Origin of the sequence: Erythrobacter sp. NFXS35 (assembly GCF_040148725.1) — a bacterium.
Lineage (GTDB): Bacteria > Pseudomonadota > Alphaproteobacteria > Sphingomonadales > Sphingomonadaceae > Erythrobacter.
On record NZ_JAGDEB010000001.1, the window covers coordinates 1,401,775 to 1,418,479 of the forward strand.

A 16,705-nucleotide genomic window follows, 5' to 3' on the forward strand; every position below is an offset into this window, starting at 1 on the left:
TTCGGCATTGGCTTGTTTGCGCGCGCCGCCAATAATGACCACCTGCTCGGGCTCCGCGGTTGCGGCGGCGGCCAAGCGGCCGGTGGCTTTTCTCATGCGGGCACCAAAGCCAACCTTGCAACGCTCCAGACGCCGAATGCCGCACCGAAGAACGTAAAGGCATACATCGCCGCGATGCAGACGGCCTGCGGAAAGGGCTGATGGACGTAATCGTCGATCAGCTCTTTCAGCCCGTATTTGGTGTGCCAGAAGCTGGTGATGATCAGAAGGATCATCATCACGGAATTGAGCGGTCGCCGCAGCCAGTCACGCACGACTTCGTAGGAAAGTTCCGGCAGCAGAACGAGCGCGACCAGCAACCACGCGTAAAGCGCCAGCAGCGCAAGGGAATTGAGGCGGACCGCGATCCAGTCTTTCGCGCCGCCCCGGCCTTTGCCGACGAGTCGGTCCGCGCTACGGGCTTGTCGCGCCATTCCTTGATCCTTTGCCGATTAGCCGAAGTTGATCTGATTGCGTCACCCCCAGCGCTATTGGCGGCGAGGCCGATGCGCCCTCACATAGGTCAGGCAGACTGCATGACGTTGCGGTCCGCCCGCCGCGCAGTCGAGAGCGCACTTCAGGCGCCGCTCTCATGCGCATTCTACGGTGCGAAGGGACAATGCCGGGCAAGGCGACAAGCTCAGATGCCACACCCGCCTCTCGTTGACGCAAATCGAAATTGTCCGAGCAGGATGGAGAATGCGCAAGGCTTCCTAGAAAAGGATTCTGGCATACACTCTCGCGCCATCGTCTCGGCGGTCGGAGGCACGATCAACCCGGTAGAGGGCTCCGAACCGAATTCCGCCTGCACTGGCGAAGTCCAACCCTGCTTCGCCAACGAAATGCGACCGTCCAAGTGTCGTGCTCGTCACAAACGGATCGACGCCGGTCGTGTCGGCAGCAAATCGCGCCGAGATATTCACGACGGGATTCGACAGGTACTGCCGCAGCGCTGCCCGCGCATAAGGACGGATGGTCCAACTTTCGGAAAGTCTGGCTGAATAGCCGGCCTCGACTTGAGGCATGACCCATGTGAACGTCCCACCGCTACCTCCGAGGGAAAGGTCGTTGGGTCCCGCCCCCTGTTCGATCGCATCGCCGCCGCCAATGCCGGTCAACCCCACAGCGATGCCCGGCTTGAGTTTGAAGCCGCCAAAGTCGAATTGTCGGTTTATTCCAACCCGTGCAGCGATCATCTCGACATCGCGCGCGCTCGAGGCCGAGCTGCCAAAGCCTGGCAATTCACGGGTTGTGTCGAAGCTTGTCTCACCATAGCTGGCAAAGCCGCTGAGTTCGGTTGCACCGATCTGATAGATCGTTCCGACGCCGAACTGGATCGCCTCTCCTCTCGCCATCCAGCGATTATCATAACCGGCAAGATCAAGGTCGCTATATCCAACCGCCAGCGCGATCGACAGCTTTTCAGACATCGCGTAGTGAGCGCCGGCAGAGAACGAAAGCACCTCTCCGTCGATACGCGGCGAACCCGGAATCGCATCGCGAACCGTATCCGCAAGACTGACCTGCGCCCACGCGCATCCTGCCTTCCGTCGCGGCAGGTCGGCACTGGCATCAAGTCCGCAATTGGCCATGGTGCGTCCGAAATCCTCGGCAACGTCAATGGCCCGTGCGTCCTGTTCAGCATAGATATCGGCGCCCAGCTGGTTCAGGAAATCGACGTAAACGGCAGCGTCCTGTTCAAAGATCAGCTGGTCGAAAGTGGGTTGCAGTTCCGATGAAACACCCTGCGCCTGGACGCGATCCAGATAGAGGCCGAGTTCTTGCTGATTGCCTTCCGCTTCGACTGGCGCGAACGTCATGTCGTATTGCAATTCAATTCCATCCCCATTGGCGGCAATGCCCAGCAGGTTCAAGACGACCGAACTGTCGGCGCGCAGATCAGCATCCGCCAAATCGGCGCCGGCAGCGCCAGTAAAGACGCGATAGGCCTTCATGCCGGGAATGAACCGTGTGGGATTGAGCAGCCGGGCATCTACCTGGCCACCCAGCGCAACGGAGCCTGTCGCGTTGATCGCATCGAAGGTATCATCGGCGGCGTCGATCTCGAGAAATGTACTGCCACCTGCGCTCTGAACGAAATTTCCGTTCAACTGCGTCTGCACGATTGTATCGGTCCCGCCCGGTGCGAAAGTGCCCTGGTTAGTCAGGGTGCTCGTTCCGCCGCCGAGATCGACAATCGAGCCGGTCAGCAAGGTTCCATCGGCAAGATTGTCCAGCGCATTGGTGCCGCCGCCGAGCTGGAAATTCCCGATCAGCATACCTGCATTGCTGACCAGATCGTTGCCGCCCGACCCCTGCATGACAGTTCCCATCAAACCGTCCTGCGTCATCACGGTGCCGAAATTGGCGAAGGTGTTGTCCGATCCGCCGTCGAATTCGATTGCGATGCCTTCGCTTCCAACAAGGATTGCTCGATCCGCCGCGAGGGCAAGATTAATCGGTCCTGCCCCGTCGGAGCCAAGGCTTTGCAGAAGGATGGCGCTTACATTGCCGGTCGTGACGAGGACATCGCCGTCGATCATGACATTGATCGCGCCCCCTGAGCCCGAACCTCCCGCAGTGCCCGCAAAAACGTCATCGACCAACCCGCCACCGCCGCCAAGGCTCTGGACGACCAGCGCCGATGAACCCGCGCCCGAAGTGACGATGTCGCCGGTCTGTGTGAAACTGACGGTACCGCCCGATCCGCTGTTGTCCGCCGAGGTCTTGACAAGGACATCAGGCGCAGCACCGAAAACAGCACCGCCGCCGCCGCCGGTCGACTGCAGCACAACGCCGTGCGAGTGGTGGCCTTCAGTCAGTATCATCCCGTCATGCGTCAGGCTGAGCGATCCGCCATTGCCGCTCGCCGCGTCTCTCCCGCCGAGTGTCACCTGTCCCAGCGCGAGTCCGTGATTGTTGAGCAGTCCGCCCCCGGCTCCGATCGACTGGAGAACGATGGCGGGCGACGCATCACCGGCAGACATGGTGTTCCCGACCGCGGTCACGGCAATCGCCCCGCCATCGAGCATTGTTCCACCGATGGTGCCCAACGTGACGTTGCCGAAAGGAGATCCGGCCGATGCGGTGCCGATGGCAACGCTCGCCATGCCCTGCAAACGCTGGGCCGAAACCGGCGCGCCCGGTTGCGGGCGCAGGGAAAATACAAAATCGGTGACGCCGCCGCCGCCGCCAATGCTCTGGGCAAGCAACGCAACCGAGTTGTCACCAAGCGTCACAACGTTGCCGGTCTGCGAATGCTCGATCAGACCGCCCGCAGCATTGCTCAGGGCGCTGCCACCAAAGGCCAGGTCGACGGGGCCGACCTGACCTGAACGAGCGAGGATTGAAAAGATCGACCGGCCACCGCCGCCGCCGATCGATTGCAGCAGCACGCCGGGCGTGTTGGCCCCTTCGGTCAGCATATTGCCAATCTGGGCGCTGGCAATATCACCGCCCATGACGTTCGCGCTGTCGCGACCGCCGAGGCCGGTCCGGATCGGCAGGGCAACCGCACGTGCGTCTACTTCCTCGGTGAATTCGAGATCCACGACGATCCGCCCGCCGCCGCCGCCGATCGCCATCAGGTTGGTTGCAGCGCCGCCATCGCCGCGCGCCGTTATGGTGCCGGTGGACGTGATGGTAACTTTTTCGGCATTGGCCGATCCCTGTCCGGCAGCGCCGCCGAACAGCGTCAATGCGGGAAGCTCTGTCACCGGCTCGACCGGCAGGAAGCCGGGCAGCAAATCGCCGGAGACGAAGCCGGCTATACCGCTGAGGTCCATGACAAGACCGCCGCCGCCGCCATTGATGCTTTCCGCGACGATACCGAAAGCGTTCTTGCCCGAGACTGCGATGTCGCCGGTATTGGTGACGGTCACTTCGCCGCCAAGGCCGCCATCGCCCGGCTGGGCACCCAGCAGGATGCCGACGGTATTGGCGAGGAAGTTCACCCCGGCATTGATCTGCGGATCGAATGTCAGGCCCAGACCCAGGCTCATGTTGCCGCCACCACCGCCGAGACTCTGCGCGAAGATGCCGTGCGCGTCTTCGCCGCTGGTGAAGATCGAGCCGGAATTGGTGACGACCACATTGCCTGCGTCGTTTCCATTGCCCCCTGCGCCCCCGATTGCGATCAGGGCCTGGTTCGGGAAAGCGCGCTTGGCGTAAAGGTTGCCGAACGCAAGGCTCAGCCCGCCATTACCGCCCCCGCCGCCGATGGACTGGGCGAAGATGCCATGGGCTTCCTTTCCGCGGGTTTCGATCACGCCGAAATTATCGACCGAGACCAGGCCGCCCACGCCGCCAATTCCCCCTCTGCCGCCGATATTGACAGCAAGCTGATAAGCTTTGGATGAGCCTGCGAAGTTCCCGGACAGGGTTGAACCGCCATTGCCGCCGCCGCCGCCGATGGATTGGGCAAAAATCCCGTAGGACCGCTCCCCGAGGGTGAGGATGCTGGCACTGCCGTCGGATCCGCTGCCGTTGACAACGGTCACCGAACCGGCCGCGCCGCCCATTCCCCCGGTTCCGCCGTGATTGTAATCAAGCGTGACCGCCCGACTGCCCGGCCCGGGATTAACCTTCGAGAAATTGCCCGCCAGACCGGCATTGCCGCCGCCGCCGCCGATGGATTGGGCATAGATTGCGGCCGCCTCAAAGCTGCTTGTCTGAAGGATTCCGAGGTTGGTGACTTCGACGTTCCCGCCGGTTGCGCCGGTCCCTCCATCGCCTCCGAACGTGAAGCCGAGCGAGTAGCTGTCCGAGTTGCCGGGCGTCTCGACATTGAATGCCGCACCCGCGTCGCCGCCGCCGCCGCCGATCGAAAGGGCGCGAATGGCATTCGCCTGCTTGCCGAATGTCAGCACCGTGCCCGTGTTGGTCACGGTGACACGATCGCTGACTGCCCCGCTCCCGCCGGCTCCGCCGATCTGGACGGCGAGCGAATATTCGCCGTCGGAATCATTATCGCCCTCGAACGGGTTCGGAATCTCGCTCAGCCGGTCGATGATCGCTGCGCCGCCATTGCCGCCGCCGCCGCCGATCGATTGCGCGAATATCCCGTGTGCGTCCGCTCCGGAGGTTTCGATCAGGCCGAGATGATCGACCGTTACCATACCGCCTGCAGAGCCTTCGCCGCCTTCGAGGCCAATGGCGAATTCCAGATTGAACGCCTGACTGGCCGAGCCATCGCCTGATGAGCGATCCCCTTCGACGCTTACGGTCGTCGTGGAGGAGTTCCCTCCTCCTCCGCCGATCGACTGGGCATGGATGGCGTGGGCCCCTTGCCCCATGGTGGAAATCATGCCGTCGGCGGTCACCATGACATCGCCGCCCAAGCCTCCCGTTCCGCCGATCCGTCCGATAGCGACGGCCAGCGAACCCCTATCGTTGAAGTTCTGCGAAATCTGGTCTGCGGCGTTCCCGCCGCCGCCGCCGATCGACTGCGCAAACAGCGCCGTGCTTCTGTCGCCCCCGGTCATGATGATCCCGGTGTGATCGACCGTGACCGCCCCACCGTCGCTGCCGGCACCCGGCCCGCCTCCGATCTGGAGATCGACGGACCGCGCACCGCCCTGCCCTCCCGAGGCGCGGGTGCGCTGCCCGATGAACGACAGGTTGAGATTCATCGCGGCATTGCCGCCGCCGCCGCCGATCGACTGGGCGACGATGCCATGCGCATTCGCACCTGCCATTGCGATGTCACCGATATGGGTCAGGTTGACAGTCCCGCCATCGCCGCCGGCGCCGCCGGCACCGCCGATCGCCAATTGCACATCGAAGCGGGCGCTGGTGCTGCCGGAGACAACGATATTGCCCCCCGCATTGCCACCGCCTCCACCGATCGACTGGGCCAGCAGACCGATATCGCTGTCCTGACCGAGCGAGATGAGCGATGCGGTCCTGAGCCCGCGATTGACCGTGACCGCCCCCGCTGCGCCCCCCGCTGCGCCCGATCCGCCAATCCCGACCGATAACGGAGCGCCATCGCCGGTCCCGGCGCCAGCGATATTGAAGCCGGCATTGCCGCCGCCACCGCCGATCGATTGGGCCAGCAGTCCGATACCCCGCCCCGAAATTGCATTTTCGATGCCGTCAGGATCAGTCGCATCGACTATGATCTGGCCATCCGAAACGACAGTCACCGCGCCGCCGGTTGAGCCTGCGCCTCCGCTTCCGCCCACGCCGATGCCCAGATTGAAGTTTCGCGAGGTGCCCAGTGCGGCTGCGACATTGAAGCCGCCATTGCCGCCTCCGCCCCCCACACTCTGAGCGAAAATGCCGCGGCTTTGCGCACCCATGACCATGATACTGCCGCTATGCGTCGCGTTGACTGTGCCGGCTGCGCTACCATCACCGCCGGTTCCGCCCAGCCCGAACGCGACGGCGGGCAGCGAGGAGCCAGACCCAGCGCTGATTCCGCCGGAAATGTTCACCCCGCCGTTGCCGCCGCCGCCGCCGACACTTTGGGCCAGAAGACCGATTGCGCCCAGTCCGGATGCGACCAGTTGCCCCGTAACATTCGCGTCCACCAGACCGCCGGTCCCTCCGGCGGCGCCGAACCCTCCGACCCCGGCCGTCAGCGTTCCGTTCAAGGCGATTCCGCCGGAGACGTTAAGCGCTCCGTCCCCGCCTCCTCCACCTAGGCTCTGGACGAAGACGGCTGCACGGAAATCGCCGCTGGCCCGATACAGCGTTCCGGTCGCATCGAGGTCCACCTCGCCGCCATTACCGCCGCCGCCGCCGAACCCGCCAAGGCCAAGAGCAAGCGACTGCGCCGAGGATGAACCCGAAAGGCCGATACCGCCACTTATATTGATACCGCCCGAGCCTCCCGAGCCCCCAACACTTTGGGCAAAAATGCCATGCGATCCGTCAGCCCGGAGCGGAAGAACAAATGAACCCAGGTCGAAAATAGTATCGGCGGTCGGTGCCGACACACCCATGGCGATTGCAGAGCCGGAAATATTGGCGACGACCTTGCCCGCATTGCCGGCGCTGCTGCCGAAACCGCCAATACCGACAGCGCCGCCCACCGATGTGCCACCAGCGCTGAATATTACCCCGGCGGCAACGTTCAGACCGCCGTTTCCGCCACCTCCCCCGATGCTTTGGACTGTAATGGCGTTGGAAAGAATGCCCTCGGTTCCGGTATCCCCGGTGCGGATAAGCGTCGCAGCACCCCCGTTGCCTCCGACCCCGCCGAAACCGCCAATGCCGAAGCTGCCGCCCACGGCTGTCGCGCTGGAAAGCGCAAGGCTGCCGGTGACATTGATGCCGCCATTGCCGCCGCCGCCGCCAAGGCTCTGGACAAGGACGGCAGTCGCTTCGTTGCCCGTCGTCAGGACATTGCCGCCAATGCTGGCGTCGACAGTATTGCCGAACCCGCCAATGCCGCCGAACCCACCGACGCCCACACCGAGCGCTCCGGTACCTGATGCGGATGCCGAGATCGAGCCGGTGACGTTGACCCCTCCATTGCCGCCCCCCCCGCCGAGCGACTGCGCGATGATCCCGAACGCCCCTGTTCCGGTGGTCACGGTATCCTGAAGGGTCGTGAGATTGACTGTGCCGCCATTTCCGCCAGATCCGCCCTTTCCGCCGACGCCGACGCCGATCGTGCCGGACGTACCGGCAGCAAGAGTGAGACCTGCCGTAACGTTCACACCGCCATTGCCGCCGCCGCCGCCAAGACTCTGGGCAACGATTCCAGCGGCCTCCTCACCGAAGGTCCGGGTCAGCCCGTCGACCGTCAGCGTGACTTCGCCGCCGTTGCCGCCCGTGCCTCCAGCACCGCCGACACCCACACCGATCGTTCCGCCTTGGCTTGTCACGGTCAGTCCGGCTGAAACATTGACTGCGCCGTTACCGCCACTGCCGCCGATGCTCTGCGCGACGATCGCATCGGCGGACTTGCCGCGCGTCAGTGTGGTCCCGGAGACGCTCGCGGTCACGGTGCGGCCGGCGCCAGCGGTTCCGCCCGATCCGCCGACGCCGATGGAAATTCCGCCCGCGCCCGATCCTCCCACCGTCAGAGCGCCCGAGACGTTGATCGCGCCATTGCCACCGCCGCCGCCGAGAGACTGGGCGATGAAGGCCGATGCGCCCTCACCGAAGGTCGTCAGATTACCGGTCGAGGTGGCGTTTACGATGCCGCCATTCCCCCCGCTGCCACCTGCGCCGCCAACGCCAACGGCAACGCCGACCGCACCGGTCGCTGCGGCATTGATACTGCCCGAAACATTGATACCCCCATTGCCGCCACCGCCGCCAATCGACTGCGACAGAATGCCGTCCCCGAAGGCTCCGCGCGTTATAAGGTTTCCATTGAACGTGCTGGTGACAGTGCCTCCGAAACCCGCGCCACCGCCCGTGCCACCAACGCCGATGGCGACTCCGCCTGCGCCTCCGGCTGACAGCGCAAGCGTACCGCTGACATTGTACCCGCCATTGCCACCGCTTCCGCCGACGCTCTGGGTTACGATGCCGTCGGAAAACAGTCCGAGGGTCTCGACATTGCCGGCAACGGAGCTGATCGCAGTTCCGCCATTGCCCCCCGTGCCGCCGATGCCGCCGACACCCACGGCGATGCTGCCCGAAGCCGCTGCAGACCCCGTGATCCCGGCGGACACGTTGAACCCGCCATTGCCGCCGCCGCCGCCGACGGACTGGACGAGCATGCCATGCGAAGCGAAGCCTTCGGTGCGAATATCGCCCGTGAAATCGACATCGGCGGTTGAACCAGTACCGCCCGCATTGCCCGCGCCCCCGACCCCGACGGGGATCGCCACCGCCGGTCCGGCCGCTGCCGCTCCGGCAACGGTCACGCTGAAGCCGCCGTTGCCGCCGCCGCCGCCGACGCTCTGCGCAAGAATACCGTGCGACAGGAGGCCCGTTGTTCCGATGAATCCGCCGATATCGAGATCGACGACGCCGCCATTGCCGCCCGCGCCGCCCTTGCCCCCGACGCCCACCGCGACCGAGCCCGCAACGGGACCACCGGCAAGCGATACGGAGACTGCCCCGCCGCCATTGCCGCCGCCGCCGCCAACACTCTGTGCAAGGATGCCGTGCGAGAGCAATCCTTCGGTCAGGACGATCACGTCGCCGTCCATATCGACGAGGCCGCCTGTGCCGGCGCCACCGCCTGCGCCGCCGACGGCCACGGACACTGCGCCGAATGCCCCGCCGGTCACCTGGACAGCCGTGCCGCCATTGCCGCCGCCGCCGCCGACGCTTTGCGCGATCACCCCGATAGACAGATCACCGCTGGTCTGGATCAGCGGCAGGAAAGTCTGGGAGACCCCGTCGATAGTCCGGCTGAAGCTCTGGAAGTCGATGTCGACCGTTCCGCTGTTTCCGCCGGATCCCCCGGTACGGCCGATGGCGAGGCCCACGAATGCCGATGCCGAGCCTGCAAAGCCGCCATTGCCGCCGCCACCGCCAATCGACTGTGCGACAATGCCATGGGAAAGTACGCCTCCGGTTTCGATCGCGCCGCCATGGGTGATATTCACTCGGCCGCCGGAACCCGCATTTGCTCCCGGCCCGCCGATCGACAGAAGGCCAAGCGTGGTCGATCCATTGCCGCCGCCGCCGCCGATCGACTGCGCCAGCACGCCAAGCGAGCGATCGCCGACTGTCCTGATCGAACCAGTATTCGTCAACGTCGCGGTGCTGGCCGTTCCCCCGGCTCCGCCGCGCCCGCCAATCGACAGGGCTCCGGCTGCAAAGCCGGCATTGCCGCCGCCGCCGCCGATGGATTGGACCAATGCGCCATGCGCATCGTCGCCGAGGGTTTCGATGGTGCCTGCGTTGGATACGAGGGCCGTCCCCGCATTACCTCCGGTGGCCCCTCTTCCGCCAAGCGCCAGGGTTCCTGCGGTCGTCGACCCAGTGCCGCCGCCGCCGCCGATCGACTGGGCGAAGGCGGCATGCGCACCGTCGCCGCCGGTCACGATCAGCCCGTCATTGCGTGCGGTTGCAGAACGCCCGATGCCGCCGGACCCGCCTGACCCGCCAATGGCGACCAGGCCGCCGGTCAATCCGGCCGATCCGCCGCCACCGCCGACGCTCTGGGCGAGCATTCCGAAACCGCGCGCGCCTTCGGTGACGATAATGCCGCCATTCAGGTTGCGCACGGTGACGTTGCCGCCTTCCTTGCCCGAGCCGGCGCTGTTTCCAAGCGCAACAAGGGCCGCAGCCGAACCCGCAGCGCCGCCCCCACCGCCGATGGACTGCGCCAGAATGCCGTGCGCGCCGTTGCCTGCGGTATAGATGAAACCGCCGAATTCATTGTCGAGCGTGACGGTGCCGCCAATCCCACCCGCGCTGCCAGCACCCGATCCGCCGAAGATGCCGGTCGCATCCCCTCCGTCGCCGCCGCTTCCGCCAAGCGACTGGCCGACGAGACCGTGCGCGGAGGCACCGAAGGTATGCACGCTGCCGAAATTATTGATCGCTACAGTGCTGCCATTGCCGGCGCTGCCTGCGGAACCTGCGACCGAGGACGTCGCCAGATCGGCATCGCCGCCATCGCCGCCGACCCCGCCGCGGCTGAGCCCGTAAATGCCGAAGGCGTTGGCTCGCCCAGTAGTGATGTTCGCGCCATCAAGATTGTTGATCGTCACGATGCCGCCATTGCCGCCCCGGCCGCCATTACCGCCATTGGAATTCGCAATTGAGAATTCACCGTCTCCTCCGTTGCCGCCGCGGCCACCTTGGCTACGGACATACAGGCCGTAAAAGCCGTTCTGGCCGCCGGTAGATATTGTGCTCGACGAGTTCACGGTCAGTGGAGTGCCGTTACCTCCTCTGCCGCCGTCGCCGCCGCCCAGCGATGCGACCACGAAAGTGAACCCGTTGGCTCCTGCCCCGCCCGAACCGCCGGTTCCGCTAACATCAATGCCAAATCCGGGTATGCCAACGCTTACCGCTCCGAAGTTCAGCGTGGATCCGATCGCTTCGATATCGCCAGCGTAGCTTCGAATGGCGGCTGCGCGCGTACCACCATTATTGCCATCGCGGCCCTGCGACGTCGTCAGGTTATTGTCCCCGCTGCCGCCGTTGCCGCCATTTATCGGAACGTTGATTGTTCCGCGGTTCTCGTCCGCGGGCGCGAGCGGATCAAAGCGTGCAAGCGGGTTGTTCGAACTCTGACCAAACACCTGACCGCGCACGTCGCGGACAACGGGAATCGTGCGGCCATCGCTGAGCGTCACACTTTCGACAAGTCCCGTTGCCCCGTTGATTGTGACGGATGCAACCTGCACGCTCACGGTGGCACCAGCCGGGTCAGGTATTGATGCGCCGACCTGCGGATCGGAAAGAACGAGCCGGTAACCTTCGACGATTACGACACCATCGCGCACGGCGATGATGCGAAGCGGGTCGCCGCTGGAAGGATCGAGGACGCTTCCGCCGATTTTGCGTTCGTCCGACGACTGCGCATGAACCGGTGTCGCCATGCCCAGGCCAGAGGTCGAAAGGGCGGCCATCGCCATCGCACCTGCTATGGTCATGGCACTGCGGGATGAACCGAGGCGAAGCGTCGATCTCAAGCTGGACGAATGCTCGCGCCGCTGGTCTCTGGCGAGCGCCGCTCCGGTAGCAGCGTGCGATACCCCGTCGATCTGCATAATCCGCCTCCTGACAACCCGGCTCCACCCGGAAACACGGGTGTCGACGCGCGGTGAACGCCTGGAAAACTATGGCCGACTGGGTGCTTGGGAAATGGGGGCAAACCCCCATTTTGCCGCCTCTGCAAAAACACGCTTCCGGACACAGTTTCGGTGCCGGCGGGCGCGGTCCTGACGACGGCTGGGACGGCCATTGCGAGTCCGGTCCTTCTACAGCATAATGGCCGCGAAGGGGGAGTTCGCAGATGCATCGGGTGGTGATCGCCGATGATCACGAAATAGTTCGCAAGGGTCTCGCCGAAACGTTGCGCTCTCTGGGCGATTGCGAGATCGCAGGCGAAGCCTGCGATGGGCTCGAAACGATTGCAATGGCGAAGGCACTGGAGCCTCACCTCCTGCTGCTTGATGCTGCGATGCCCTATGCGAGGGGGATCGAGGTGTTCAGCGAGATCAAGCGCTGGAATCCCAAGATAATGGTGGCTGTCGTCACCGGATTCACGTCGGCTGCCACTCTTGCCCAATGGCTTGATGCCGGTGTCGACGGACTGTTCCTGAAGAGCTGTGAGGAACTCGAACTGCGAAAAGGCCTGCGAACGATCCTATCTGGCGGCCAGTATATCTGCGAAGCCTCAGCCCGGATACTGGAGCAGCGACCCGAAGCAATTCAATTGACGGGCCGCGAGCGCGAGGTGCTTGCGCTGATCACGAACGGATTGAGGAACGTCGAGATCGGGGAACGACTATGCATCAGCGCCAAGACCGTGGAAAAGCACCGCACAAGCCTGATGGCGAAAGTAGGCGTGCAATCGCTCCCGGCGCTGCTCACATTCGCCTTGCGTGAAGGCCTGCTGGATGAACACCGCCAGTTATGATCGCGGCTGGATGGCGGCAAACCGATCTTTGGGGGAATCAACCCATAGCAACCGTGGTGCTGTCGTTCTATTCCCGGTGTATGGCCAGAGCGCGCTCAATCACTGCGAGCGAGAAGGGCGAGCAATGCACTCGCGTTCGGTTCGATTTCGACTGGCTAGCATTGCTGCTGGCAGTCCTGGCTCTGCTGGTTCCCGTCGCTGCCTCCGCTGAGCGGGTGCCGACGATCCCGCTTCTGGGCGAACCATACGAAATCGAGCCATCCAGGGGACAGGCGCGGTTCCTGATAACCGACGAAGGCGATCTTCCGCCGGACCGGATCGTGAAACGTCTCGATCGGTTCACGCTCTCCGAAAGCCGACACATCGAGGTCCCGTCTTTGACTTGGCCAGCATCCGATGTCTGGCTGCACTTCCGTGTCGCCAACGCCTCGGGGGCACCGGGCAAATGGGTGGTCGATTTTCATCGTCCGGTCGGCACGATCAACGCGCAGGCTTTCCAGATCGATCCCCAAGGGGCAGAGCTAACGGGCGACCTGCTGTTCGAATGCACACCGAATTCCTGCAAGGGTGCCTACGGCAGCGCATTTGTTTCGGGCATCCTGTCGCTCGATCCCGGAGAGACGCGCGACATCCTGATCCGTCACCGATTGGGCTTCAGCAGCCAGTCCCCCATCCGGTTCGTGACACCGGCACTCTATCTCTCAGGCAAGGCGCAGCGCGACAGCTGGGCGTGGATTCTCAACGGCATCTGGATCGGAATGATCGCACTGGCGCTGCTTCTCTACCGTGTGATCGGATGGCCGCTGGCGATGAGCTTTGCCGGCTACAGCCTGACCGCGATGTTGATGGTCAACATATCGGGTGCGGTCATCAACCTTGGTCACCTTTCGGTGTTCGCTCCCTTCATCGAAGGGGCATTGTTTCAATCCGGCCTCATCCTGTTCTTGCAGTTCGGGCGGACCTTTTTCGCAACGCCCAGAAAGCACCCCGTGGCCGACAGGGCAATGCGTGCAATCATGGCGCTTTCCGCATTCAATCTCGTTGTTCTGATAGCAGGGTTCGATTTTCCTGGCAGAGTGGTTCTCCAGTTGCTTGCGCTGGCCGCCCTTACAGCACAACTTTCGGTGGCGCTGAAAGCGCTGGTGGCCGGTTGGAGCGGCGCTTTGCCGATTTTGATCGGGACCATGCTGATCGTGCTGTCGTTCATGGTCGACACTGCCAACAAGGTGTTCGGCGGGCTGATCCATCGCGATACCGTCATCTGGACGGGGCACGTGGCATTCTTTGTCGAAGCCATCTGCTTTGCCGTCGCGATTTCATTCGCAGTCATACGAATACAGGGCGAGCGCGACGCTGCTGTGCACAAGCAGCTTGCCGTAGCCCGGGAGAAACTGGATCTGGTTGCCGAACTTCAGACCAGCCAGCGCAGGTTCCAACGCGCCCGAAGCGAGGCCGAACGACACAGGCGCGAGTTCGAAGCGCTGGGTCACGATCTGATGCAGCCACTTCGAACGCTGAGATCGGCGTTTCGCATTCGCCAGAAGAGGGGAGCGGCGGAGGAACAGCTGAACGACGCCGAAGCGGCCTTTTCGCTCCTGGAGGGGATCCTTGCCAAGCCAGTCGTAGTGACTGGCGAGCATTCGGCGGAAGCGGTGGAGACATTCCCGATTGCCGCCGTTATCGACAATACGCGCCGCATGTTCGAAAACGAAGCCAATGCTGTCGGCATCGCGCTGAAGACCGTTGAAAGCACGCAAACCGTGCGATCTGATCCCATCGCCGTAATGCGCGTCGCCGGCAACCTTGTGTCAAATGCGATCCGCCATTCCCGCGCAGATCGTATCTTGCTGGGTTGCCGCCTAAAAAATGATATGCTCAACCTCGAAGTCCATGACGACGGGATCGGCATGGAAGCTCATGAGCTCGAGCGGTACCTTGCAAGAGGGGAACGATCACGCGAAAGCGAAGGCCGCGGGCTCGGTCTTGCCATAGCCAGTTCCCTGTGTGGAAACGCCGGACTGCGCTTCACCTTTGAAAGCCTGCCCGGCCGCGGTTCCGTTTTCATAATCGAACTGCCCCTTGATCACAGCACAGGCAAACTCACCGACTAGCGCGAGGCGGCGACCACTCCGAGATCGCATCCGCCAAGCGGCACATCCACCGGTCTGTCGGGTATTTCGATGCACTGGGTAGAGCATAGGTCAGCCGTCTGCGGTCGGCGAAGGCAGGCCTCGCCGAGATTCAAATTGATCATCTGTATCTCTTTGTTGAAGTGACGGGTCACCCCTGCCGGGCGGTCCCAAGCCTTTTGACCTTCTGTAAGGCAGGCTCACTTCACTGGACTCGACCTGCTTCCAACTGCGCTCGTTGCGACAACGCTCGGTCGTCGGCAGTTCGATCACCGTCGGCTTCCCGCCGAAGATGTCGGAATACCACCGCAGTTCGGCATCGAAATCAGCACAAATCTTGCCCATGAACTCTCGCCGTCGCGACAGACATAATCCAGCAAGTCGTCGAACGAGAGCACGATCGAAACATGGTGAAGGGAAGCTATCCATGGTTCATGGCCGCAAGGAACCGACACTGGCAAATTACTGCACGCGGTTCTCAGTTTTTTTTGCATGATCGAGAAACGTCAAATCACAAACGTGCGATAACCCGCTTTCACACGGGGCTTCCTTCAAATTCAACTACTGGAACTCAATCGACATCGGAGGGATTATGGAAGAGTTGCGGAAAATTCTGGCCAGCGGGCCATCGTTCGTGGGCCTATACCTGTTGTTGATGGTCCCTACCTACATATTGCCTTACTTGGGATCGAACTCGCTTGTTGCAAATGCGACCCTCGCAGCCGCCGATGCAGCCTCCTCCGACGTTTCCGGCCTTAATCTGCTTCTGTTCGTCCATTTGGCCTGCCTTGGAGGTCTGGTGCTGCTGGCATGGTTGCGCGGTTCATTGGTTGCAAAGACCTGGATCGTGGCGCTTCCCATCATCGCCGCAGTCTTCGACATTGTCCCCGGCCTGAGCATGATCCCGCTGGTTCCAACCGCTCTCCATATCACCGCCATCGTCGTTGGTGTGTCAGGAACTCCGATAGCGAAAAGCGATCTCTAACGCCTTGCCATCAGGCGGCCCTCCTCGGGGCGACGGCCACGTCCGATCGATAGGCCAAGAACACAGCAGAAGGTAAGGAGGACCTCAATGCGTGCTACCCTGATCGCTCTCAGCCTCTTGGTAGGAGCCTGCTCCAGTGTCCCGGGTGAGCAAGAAGGACGCGATGCGCTTGATGAGCACTTGGCGAATAAAGCCGGCGGCGCTCCATACTCAATCGCAGGATTTGAAAAAACAAACGGACAGGAATTGGAGGTGTCGGGCTCGCCAGCATACAAACTGTTTTTCAGTGCAGATGTTCGCTTCCCCGAAGGCCTCTACCCGATCTGCCTGAACCTGGATCAGATTGCCAACGGTATGAAGCAATTCCAAACGGGCTTGCAGTGCTCGCAAAGGTTCAGCCCGTTTTCGGACGATCCTTTGAAAGCACTGCCAGTTGGAGCGACAACAAAATTGACCGGCGAGATTACACTTTCGCAATCCGAGAACGGCTGGCTTACGAAAAATGTAAAGCTTACTTCATCTTCACCGATCTAATTCGTATTTTTCAATCTCTATTTAAGGAATTGATTTAATTGTTGTGTGTATAACATTGATCAATCCCGAATCTTAAATGTCATTTTGGTTTTTACGATGAAGCAGAGCATCGAGCATATTCATCGACCGCTTCAGGCCCGCTCACATAGCAATTTTAGTGCAGGTGGCGTCGATTGTTCCAGTCCTCGCCGTGCAGCGGTAATTCCCGATCACCGTCTCTGCGGTCCAGCTCTCCACGCCATCTGCTTTTTGGACATCTTCAATTTCGATATATCGCGGGAGAAGGTCGTTCCCATCCTCGCCAAGAGCCACAATCGTTGCCGCCCGCCGCTCTCCCTTCCCCATAACGCCCTTACCCATCTCGTCGGCACCAAGGAAACTTGCGCCCATCAGCGCAACTCCGCACCCCGACAGCGCTACGCTCGAGATCACAATAAACAATCCTTTGAACATTCACATTCCCCTTAATAAGCCACTGGCGTGCGCCCTGTGTGCGGGGATTTAATA

8 protein-coding genes are annotated in these 16,705 nt (G+C 62.5%); 4 read left to right on the top strand and 4 right to left on the bottom strand.

The genetic code is table 11. From position 1 onward, the window contains the following. Positions 1–92: 92 nt before the first annotated feature. Together sdhD and J3454_RS06620 are read right to left on the bottom strand one after the other, a co-directional pair. A complete protein-coding gene (sdhD, locus tag J3454_RS06615) occupies positions 93–473 on the bottom strand; it encodes a succinate dehydrogenase, hydrophobic membrane anchor protein (RefSeq protein ID WP_349512945.1) in 381 nt (126 codons plus the stop codon). A gap of 279 nt (positions 474–752) precedes the next feature. Further along, a complete protein-coding gene (locus tag J3454_RS06620) occupies positions 753–11,678 on the bottom strand; it encodes an autotransporter outer membrane beta-barrel domain-containing protein (RefSeq protein ID WP_349512946.1) in 10,926 nt (3,641 codons plus the stop codon). A 245-nt stretch (positions 11,679–11,923) separates the two neighbouring features. Between J3454_RS06620 and J3454_RS06625 the strand changes: the two genes are divergently transcribed. Both J3454_RS06625 and J3454_RS06630 read left to right on the top strand, forming a co-directional pair. Next, positions 11,924–12,550 (top strand): response regulator, encoded by a 627-nt coding sequence (locus tag J3454_RS06625; protein WP_349512947.1) that lies wholly within the window; start codon positions 11,924–11,926, stop codon positions 12,548–12,550. Between the two features lie 56 nt (positions 12,551–12,606). Continuing rightward, positions 12,607–14,661: a sensor histidine kinase gene (locus J3454_RS06630; RefSeq protein WP_349512948.1), complete on the top strand. Its 2,055-nt coding sequence runs from the start codon at positions 12,607–12,609 to the stop codon at positions 14,659–14,661. A gap of 90 nt (positions 14,662–14,751) precedes the next feature. On the opposite strand, the gene J3454_RS06635 is transcribed toward J3454_RS06630, so the two are convergent. Further along, a complete protein-coding gene (locus J3454_RS06635) occupies positions 14,752–15,024 on the bottom strand; it encodes a hypothetical protein (RefSeq protein ID WP_349512949.1) in 273 nt (90 codons plus the stop codon). A gap of 247 nt (positions 15,025–15,271) precedes the next feature. Between J3454_RS06635 and J3454_RS06640 the strand changes: the two genes are divergently transcribed. Together J3454_RS06640 and J3454_RS06645 are read left to right on the top strand one after the other, a co-directional pair. Beyond that, on the top strand, positions 15,272–15,664 hold the full coding sequence (locus J3454_RS06640) for a hypothetical protein (protein ID WP_349512950.1): 393 nt from the start codon (positions 15,272–15,274) through the stop codon (positions 15,662–15,664). Positions 15,665–15,751: 87 nt separating this feature from the next. After that, positions 15,752–16,198, top strand: coding sequence for a hypothetical protein (locus tag J3454_RS06645; RefSeq protein ID WP_349512951.1), 447 nt, complete (start codon positions 15,752–15,754; stop codon positions 16,196–16,198). 141 nt (positions 16,199–16,339) lie between these two features. Here J3454_RS06645 and J3454_RS06650 read toward each other — a convergent pair whose 3' ends face one another. Then, positions 16,340–16,651: a hypothetical protein gene (locus J3454_RS06650; protein ID WP_349512952.1), complete on the bottom strand. Its 312-nt coding sequence runs from the start codon at positions 16,649–16,651 to the stop codon at positions 16,340–16,342. Positions 16,652–16,705: the final 54 nt, after the last annotated feature.

Excerpts from the sequence above, each read along its gene's own strand:
- sdhD (WP_349512945.1), bottom strand. The coding sequence starts at position 473 with ATGGCGCGACAAGCCCGTAGCGCGGACCGACTCGTCGGCAAAGGCCGG.
- J3454_RS06620 (WP_349512946.1), bottom strand. The coding sequence starts at position 11,678 with ATGCAGATCGACGGGGTATCGCACGCTGCTACCGGAGCGGCGCTCGCC.
- J3454_RS06625 (WP_349512947.1), top strand. The coding sequence starts at position 11,924 with ATGCATCGGGTGGTGATCGCCGATGATCACGAAATAGTTCGCAAGGGT.
- J3454_RS06635 (WP_349512949.1), bottom strand. The coding sequence starts at position 15,024 with ATGGGCAAGATTTGTGCTGATTTCGATGCCGAACTGCGGTGGTATTCC.
- J3454_RS06640 (WP_349512950.1), top strand. The coding sequence starts at position 15,272 with ATGGAAGAGTTGCGGAAAATTCTGGCCAGCGGGCCATCGTTCGTGGGC.
- J3454_RS06645 (WP_349512951.1), top strand. The coding sequence starts at position 15,752 with ATGCGTGCTACCCTGATCGCTCTCAGCCTCTTGGTAGGAGCCTGCTCC.
- J3454_RS06650 (WP_349512952.1), bottom strand. The coding sequence starts at position 16,651 with ATGTTCAAAGGATTGTTTATTGTGATCTCGAGCGTAGCGCTGTCGGGG.